This is a genomic window from Actinacidiphila acidipaludis (genome assembly GCF_019890725.1).
GTDB lineage: Bacteria > Actinomycetota > Actinomycetes > Streptomycetales > Streptomycetaceae > Actinacidiphila > Actinacidiphila acidipaludis.
Genome location: NZ_JAINZZ010000053.1, coordinates 46,921 through 54,103, shown reverse-complemented (window position 1 = coordinate 54,103; position 7,183 = coordinate 46,921). Strand labels below are relative to the sequence as shown.

Genomic DNA, 7,183 nt, shown 5'->3' with positions numbered 1-7,183 from the left:
CACTGAACTCGGTTGAGCCTTGGCGCGCTCTGCTTCCTGGCATTCGAGGGACTTCTCTCCCTGTGCCGCCAGCCGTGCCTGGTCAGCGGCGGGACTGGGGAACCCTTCGCACGCTGAGGCTGCGCGGCCGCACCCGCCTGCCAGCTTGGCCTCCTGCCGCAACCGCAGCGCCTCCGCCAACGCCTCCGCCACCGACCGACGCCGCGCCACACCCCACCCCCGGGACGACCAGCTCACGAAACTCGCGCAGACACTCCTACGGCCCTACCCAGCGGCGCCGTCGAGGAGTCTCTGCGCGTAGCCGCCCTCGTCGCCTTTGGGTATCGCTCACGGACCGTGCTTGGGGCTCTTGCTGCTGGTCAGGGTGTTCAGGGCGCGCCGGAAGGTGCGGCGGTCGGCGGGTGGGAGGGCGGTGAGCAGGTGATCCTCGGCCGCGCGGATCTGTGTGCGCACCGAGCGGAGGACGTCACGGCCCCGTTCGGTGATCGACAGGAGTCGGACGCGGCGGTCGGCCGGGTCCGGTGACCGGGAGATGAGGCCGGCCGCCTGAAGCCTGTCGAGGGTGGTGATGATGCGGGTCTTGTCCGCGCCGATGGCCTCGCTGAGCGCGGCCTGCGTGCGCACCGGTCCGGCGCCGAGCGCGCCGAGTACCGCGTAGCCCCACATGGACAGGCCGTGTGCGGCCAGGATCGGCTGTTCCGCGCTGAGGAGGGAGTCGAGCAGCGGATGGAGCATCGCGGCGAGGTCGCGGCTGCGGTCGTCGTCCGTCATGACCGCATGATAGTCACCGTTGACAGATGATAGGCACAGAGAGATCGTAAGCGCATGCCTACGAATATCGGGGACCTTCTCGCACTCGACGCCGAGGCGGTGCGCGCCGGCGTGAACGTGATGGCGCACATGAACGCGGCCGACCTCGGCCGGCCGACTCCGTGTGCCGGGTGGACACTGCGCGACCTGCTGTCGCACATGGCCGCGCAGCACCGGGGGTTCGCGGCGGCCGCGAAGGGCGGGGGCGGCCAACAGGTATGGCAGCCCCGGCCCGAGGAGCCGGACCCTGCCGCCGCGTGCCGGGCCGCCGCCGGGCAGGTTCTGACCGCCTTCGCCGAACCCGGCGTCCTCGAACGGTCCTTCCTTCTTCCGGAGATCCACCCCGAACGGACCTTCCCCGGCCACCTCGCTGTCGGCTTCCACCTCCTGGACAACGTGGTGCACGCCTGGGACGTGGCCCGGAGCCTGGAAGTCCCGGTGGAACTGGGCCCTCGGCTCCTGGACGCCGCGCTCGCCGTGGCCCGGGCCGTCCCCGACGGCCCTGCCCGCAGCGCCCCCGCCTCCGCCTTCGCCCCCCGCCTGCCCTGCGCACAGGCGGACCCGCACGGCACACCGCTGAACGAGATCCTCCGCCTCCTCGGACGCCATCCCGCCTGGCCCGAGCCCGCGCCGCCCGTCGTGTGGCCGCTGCGCACCGACCGCCTGCGCATCGACCTGTTCACACCCGGCGACGTCGACGCGATGTACGCCTACCAACGCCTGCCCGAAGTCGCCCGCTACCTCTACCGTCCGCCGCACACCCGGGAACGCAGTGCCCAGGTCATCGACGAAGTCGCGCACGGCAGTCCCTGGACGCAGGCCGGCGACCGGCTGGTGCTGGCCGTCCGCCGTGCCCGATCCCCCGAACCCATCGGTGAGATCGTCCTCAAACTCGACGACCCCCGCGCCCGCCAGGTGGAGATCGGCTGGGTCTTCCATCCCCGGCACGGCGGCAAGGGATACGCCACCGAAGCCGCCTCCGCGGTCGCCGCGGCAGCGTTCCGCACACTCGGCGCTCACCGCCTCTTCGCGCGCCTCGACACGCGAAACGACGCCTCGACCCGGGTGTGCGAGCGCCTGGGAATGCGCCGCGAGGCCCACCTCGTCGAGAACGACCACGACGGGACGGACTGGAGCAGCGAATACGTCTACGGGATCCTCGCGCGCGAACTCGCCGGGCGGCGATGACCCTTGCGCCGGCCGCGTCAGCCGGTGGCGCGACCCGGGGATGGGCAGCGTGACCGTGTCGCCGTTCTGCAAGGCACTCTGGACGAGCTCTTGCCAGCGTTCGGGAGTGGCCAGGTGGGCCGTTCCTGACACAGCATGAACCGCCCGGGCGAGGAAGTTGTTCGTTCGGTGCCGGGGTGGTGCACGATCTTCGCGAAGCCGATCCGGCCGCCGGCGTCAAACCGCAGGGCCTTCGTGCGGCGCGGTTGGATGATGTGCAGGCGAGCGCCGGGTTCCTCGCAGTAGATCTGACGCGACCACAGGCGCCCCCGCCGGGTTCGGCCGCGGCGGGCTAAGTCCGCTTGGGTCCTCATCGGCGCTGCTTCGACTCCTGATCCAGGTCAATGCGAGACAAAATTCGAGACGATCAATTCCGCTTTCAGTAACGCGGCAAGTCACACTGGCCGAAAGGAGCCGACATGTCCAAATAAAGACCCTTGAGACGTGGGCGCCGTTCCTGCATGCTCCTACCTGGCCCTTCCACCGGAAAACGGAAGGCCCGATTCATTTTTTTACCAAGGAGGGGAAATGGCCTTATTGAGGCCAAGAGTGTTGTCGGTGGCTGCAGCATTGATTGCGGCACTGGTGTCCATCAGCCTTGCCACTTCCGCACACGCCAGCACCGGGGCGAGCGCACGCGTGACCGTGGTCAACGCTCAGGCGCTTTCAGCAAGGGCGCTTGCCGACGTCGAACATGCGACGGCCGATGCGCCGGCAGGCACGAAAGTGCACGTGGTGAAGCTGACCCCGACCATTCATCACGGCACTGAGGTCCAGCCGAGCAACGCTACGAAGTGCACCGGCGACACCTGCCAGTACCTGGTTGGCAAGGGTTGAAACTCGACTCTTGGACGTCGAAGACGCGCCAGTACGTCGGAACCGTCTGTGACGTGACGGCGACTTTCCGCTACAATGTCACCATTGCCAACCCTGGCGTCTGGGACGTGGCCGTTTTCCCAGGCTGCGAGACCGCGCCCGGCGGTGACGGCTATGTAGCCTGGGGCAGTGAGAACGTGGGCCCCGTGACCTTCAGCAGCGAGACGTACGTGAACGTGGCATGGTCGTCTGGCTTCAAAACCACGCCCAACGCCGACGTCCACGCGTAACTCGTAGACGTGCGGCCTGCCTCCAGCCACCATGGAGGCAGGCCGCACACGCATATCGCGCCAGGAGTGATAGTGCCGAACAAAGATCACCGCCTTACAGCGACCACCGTACATCCCAGCAAGACACAGCGGTTCATTGATGGGATCAAGCGAATTCCCGGTTTGCGGCATGCCTATTTCTGGATTGACGCGAATCTCGGTAATAGGCTGCGGCATCGCGCCGGCTGACCTGTCGGCCGCTACCGGCCTCTGGGTAGTGCCCTCGCATCGAAATTTTTCGGTCGGGTGCCCGGATGGCGCACCACCCGGGCGAACACGATCCGGCCGCCGATGTCGAACCGCAGGGCCTTCGCGCGGCGGGGCACGATGGTGTGGGAGCGGGTGCCGTCGAGGGCGAACCGCACGGCGGGGTGGGTGCACACGGCGACGCCTTGCAAGCCGCGCGGTCCCTCCTCGATCCGGTAGGTGATGAAGTCCGGCATGCTGCCCGGTGCCTCGGCCTTCGCGATGGCCTCGACGCGTTCGGTGCGCTCCCGGTGCTCGCGATCCACGGGGCCCCGCGGGCGCGCGGCAGCCGGGCGATCCGGCCCGGGTCGATCCGGACGTCCACGCTCATAGGCCTTCCTCTCCGGTGCTCGGGCATCCGCAGTTCGGTACCGCCACGGTGCGGCGCTGCTCCCTGCCGTCCCCGGCGGCAAAGCCGCCCGGGCTGAGCGGCCGGCCGCTGCGCCCTCCGGCCGTCGGCGGCCCCGTCTACGGCCCACTTCCTGGAGGTGCTCTCTGCCTGGTCCGAGGTGGTTTCCGTGCGGCGAGACGGAGAGCGCCCCCCTTCAGGCGCGCCGTGGGAGCCAGCCGCCTGGCGACGGCGAGGACAGGGGGCGTGCCGAACCTGCTGCGGCGAAGGGTGGACCCAGTGGTATTCCGCTGCGACGTCCGCTGCGGAAGGAGCCGTCTCAGCGGGGACGGGCCTCCGCGCACATCACGCAGGTGGCCGCGGCGGGGCGGACCTCCAGGCGGGCGTCGGCTATGGGCCGGCCGCAGGTATCGCAGCGGCCGTAGTCGCCGGCGGCAAGGCGTTCGAGGGCGCGGTCCACCTCGGCCAGCCGCTGCCGGGCCTGGGCGAGCAGGGCGGCGACGTGGGCCCGCTCGAAGGCGGTGCTCGACCCCTCGGGGTCGTGTTCGTCGTCCACCGCCACCAGGGCGTTCGCCGCGACGATCTGGTCGAAGTCGCTGCTCAGACCGGTGATCCGGGCAAGGGCGTCAGCGCGTTCCGCCGCCAGCCGCCCGGCCGGGGACGCGTACTCGGGCATACCAGGAGAATCGTTCACTACGTCCAGAATACTGGCGGCGTCCGACGGGCCGGTCAGCCCGCCGTCCCGGTGCGTAGCCGCAGCTCGGCCCCCCGGGTGCGGGTCAGCCGGCGCGTTTGCTGCCGCCGACCCGCTTCCCCGGGGCCTTTTCCGCCGTCTTCTTCGACGCCGTGGTCTTTTTCGCGGCCGTCTTCGCCGGGGCGCGACCGGTCATGTCGTGTATCGCCGCGGACGCGACGGTGGCCGCCCGGAGGCCGGGATTTCCGCGCGGCACGACGGCTGTCCAGTCCCGGACACGGCGGCTGCCTCCGAACGGCCCTCAACCATCCGTCCGGCTCCAGAGCGCGTTCCAGCAGCGGGTAGCAGCCGGTCTTGCCCGTTCGGGCCGCCCGACCTGGTCCGGGACGAAGTCCTCACGAGGTACCGCCTCGTACAAGGCGTCGTTGCCTTCCACCCGCGTCGCGACCAACGCCCATGGCTGGGCTGACCTGGCACTAGGACGAATCTAGGACGGTCCAAGGACCCGAGTCCGTAGCGTTCCCACGGGGTCATCTCGTCGCTGAACCATGAAGGGAACGGCATGTCAGCGCTGCCTTCACGGAAACCAAGAGACTGTGTCTGTTCCGGGAGCTTGCAGGGACGCCGAGGCGCCGGGGCGGCGATCAACATATGACCGTGGGGTCCCTGTCCCGACCGGATTTAATATACCCCCTTCCAGGACTGACGCGCTGCGCCGGAAGGCGCTCTGAGCCGTGACGCTCTAGCAGGTGGCGAATTATTGAGTCTGGAAGCGGCACAAGCTTTATAAAGCGTGCCGTTTCGTATGAACGCTCGGCGGCATTGCCCGGGCCGCCACGCGCCGGACCTACTGGCACCCAGTTCGAACAAAACCGAACAATACAGGGGGAAGAAAAATGCGCAACACGCGCACCCTTAGCAGTCTGACGTTGGCGGCCTCGCTGCTGGGGACTTGCGCCATCAGCGGGGTTGGGGCCACAAACGCCTCCGCCAGCACCAGGGGCGGTGGTTGCCGTAGCTCCAATGCTGGGTGGGCAAATGAGCCCGGCGGACTCCAGCTCAACCCCTGCCTCTACGGCGACGGCTATGAGTCCGTTTACGGCCTTCTGGAGGCAGAGAACCCCAACAGAGTGAACGCGGACTACTGCGCACAGCTGCTGCGGGTGGATGCGCACGGCTCCACCAGCCTGGAGCAAGACTACGGCTGCAGTGGCTGGACCACCTCCGACGGGATCAGCGAGTCGGCCCCTGGCGACGAGCTCAGCAACTGGCAACACAAGGGGAACACGGATGGTGCCGGCCCGGGCATCTTTGTTCTCCAAATCGGCTTCTGGGCCACTATCAACGGCAACTACGCCTACTACGGCAATGCGCAGAGCCCCCGCGTGTACATCGACAACTGACCTATCGTGCGGTAGGCGGTAAACTGACGGCACATCGACGCTCCGGTTGGCGCAGGCGACTTGGGAAGGTCACTCGCGGCAACTGGAGCTTCGACTCGTTGGTAGCGCACCACCGCGGTCAGGTGCTCCCAAAACAGCCGTCGACCAGGCGTGGTTGGTACTGGATCTCCTTGAGTCGGCGTTTGACGGCGGTGGTGATCTGGGCGACGTCGGTGACGGCGAGGTTGCTGATGTCGCGCTTGAACAGTGACCAGATGCCTTCGGTTGGATTGAGGTCAGCAGCGTAGGTGGGCAGTTGCAACACCCTGCCGGCGTCGGTCAACCCGCCGCCCTATGCATACCGGATGGACGAGCGCCGCCAGCAATACCAGCCTAATGGCGAGGCCAAGACCGCGTCCTATGTGGTGAGGGGACGAGCCGTTTGCAGCAGCAGAGGGCGGCGGCGAGGCCGAGGAAGGCCGGGTAGTTGCGGGGAGGCGTTCGCGGCGGTGGTTCAGCCGGCGGCAGCCGGTCAGCCACGACATCGTTCGTTCGATGACCCAGCGTCGGCGGCCGAGTCGTTCGCTGGACTCGATGCCTTTGCGGGCGATCCATACGCCGATGCGATTGCCGCGTAACCATTTCCGCAGGTGGGCCACGTCGTAGGCGTTGTCGGCGCGGAGGCGCTGGGGCTTGAAGTGGCGGCCGCGCTGGGGGTCGTGTCTGTTAGGTGACCTGCCACCATGGGCTTCAGACCGTGGCTGTCGTGAGCGTTTGCCGCTGAGATGCCGATGACCAGGTCACCACCGACTACGGAACAGAGCCCTCGTCTTACAGTCCCGATCGAGGTGCCGGGGCGGGCGGGCCGGGGGCATTTCAGTCGAGGAAACGCAGCACTTCACGGCAGAACTTGTCGAAGGACGGTGCGGCACGGCGGGCTGCGTCCAGGTCGAAGTGCTGGACGAAGGACGGCTGGTGGGCGGGAGGGCGGTAGGTGCTACCCGCGGGCATGCGCTCGGAGAGCCATTCTTTGGCGCCGCGGATGGACTCCGGGTGGTGTGGAGGGGTGAGGTTGTGGGGCAGCCCCATGTGACCGGCCAGTCCGGCGGCTCCGGCCAGGAACCAGGCTTCGAACTCCCGGACGGCCACCACCGCGGTCAGGGGGATGTGAGCATGGCTGTTCTGGGCGAGGTCGTGTACGTGGGCGGCTAGTTCGACGGCGCAGTCGTCGTCCTCGTCGAGCAGGACGAGAACGCCGGTGGGCTCAGGCTTGCGGGCGGTGACGATGGTGACGGCTTGGGCAAGCGGTTCGGGCTTGAGCATGCGGTCA

7 protein-coding genes and 2 pseudogenes are annotated in these 7,183 nt (G+C 68.2%); 3 read left to right on the top strand and 6 right to left on the bottom strand.

What is annotated here, in order from left to right; genetic code table 11:
* Window positions 1–327: 327 nt before the first annotated feature.
* Window positions 328–771 (bottom strand): MarR family winged helix-turn-helix transcriptional regulator, encoded by a 444-nt coding sequence (locus K7862_RS29295; protein ID WP_222967723.1) that lies wholly within the window; start codon window positions 769–771, stop codon window positions 328–330.
* 54 nt (window positions 772–825) lie between these two features.
* Between K7862_RS29295 and K7862_RS38335 the strand changes: the two genes are divergently transcribed.
* Entirely contained in the window at window positions 826–1,998 is a 1,173-nt protein-coding gene (locus K7862_RS38335; RefSeq protein ID WP_308012248.1) for a TIGR03086 family metal-binding protein, read from the top strand.
* A 597-nt stretch (window positions 1,999–2,595) separates the two neighbouring features.
* Window positions 2,596–2,874 carry a hypothetical protein gene (locus K7862_RS37915; protein ID WP_262413994.1) on the top strand — a complete coding sequence of 93 codons (279 nt, stop codon included), beginning with the start codon at window positions 2,596–2,598 and terminating at the stop codon, window positions 2,872–2,874.
* 508 nt (window positions 2,875–3,382) lie between these two features.
* On the opposite strand, the gene K7862_RS29275 is transcribed toward K7862_RS37915, so the two are convergent.
* Together K7862_RS29275 and K7862_RS29270 are read right to left on the bottom strand one after the other, a co-directional pair.
* A complete protein-coding gene (locus tag K7862_RS29275; protein ID WP_262413993.1) occupies window positions 3,383–3,694 on the bottom strand; it encodes a hypothetical protein in 312 nt (103 codons plus the stop codon).
* A gap of 402 nt (window positions 3,695–4,096) precedes the next feature.
* Window positions 4,097–4,453 (bottom strand): TraR/DksA family transcriptional regulator, encoded by a 357-nt coding sequence (locus tag K7862_RS29270; RefSeq protein WP_222967731.1) that lies wholly within the window; start codon window positions 4,451–4,453, stop codon window positions 4,097–4,099.
* A 914-nt stretch (window positions 4,454–5,367) separates the two neighbouring features.
* Here K7862_RS29270 and K7862_RS29265 point away from each other — a divergent pair.
* A complete protein-coding gene (locus K7862_RS29265; RefSeq protein ID WP_222967721.1) occupies window positions 5,368–5,874 on the top strand; it encodes a hypothetical protein in 507 nt (168 codons plus the stop codon).
* 118 nt (window positions 5,875–5,992) lie between these two features.
* Here the strand turns inward: K7862_RS29265 and K7862_RS29260 are convergent.
* The 3 genes and pseudogenes from K7862_RS29260 to K7862_RS29250 all read right to left on the bottom strand — a co-directional run.
* Window positions 5,993–6,178 (bottom strand): annotated as a pseudogene (locus K7862_RS29260) (IS630 family transposase); the annotation flags it as partial.
* A gap of 68 nt (window positions 6,179–6,246) precedes the next feature.
* A pseudogene (locus K7862_RS29255) lies at window positions 6,247–6,661 on the bottom strand (transposase); the annotation flags it as partial.
* Window positions 6,662–6,729: 68 nt separating this feature from the next.
* Window positions 6,730–7,176: a DUF4276 family protein gene (locus tag K7862_RS29250; protein WP_222967718.1), complete on the bottom strand. Its 447-nt coding sequence runs from the start codon at window positions 7,174–7,176 to the stop codon at window positions 6,730–6,732.
* Window positions 7,177–7,183 lie beyond the last annotated feature (7 nt).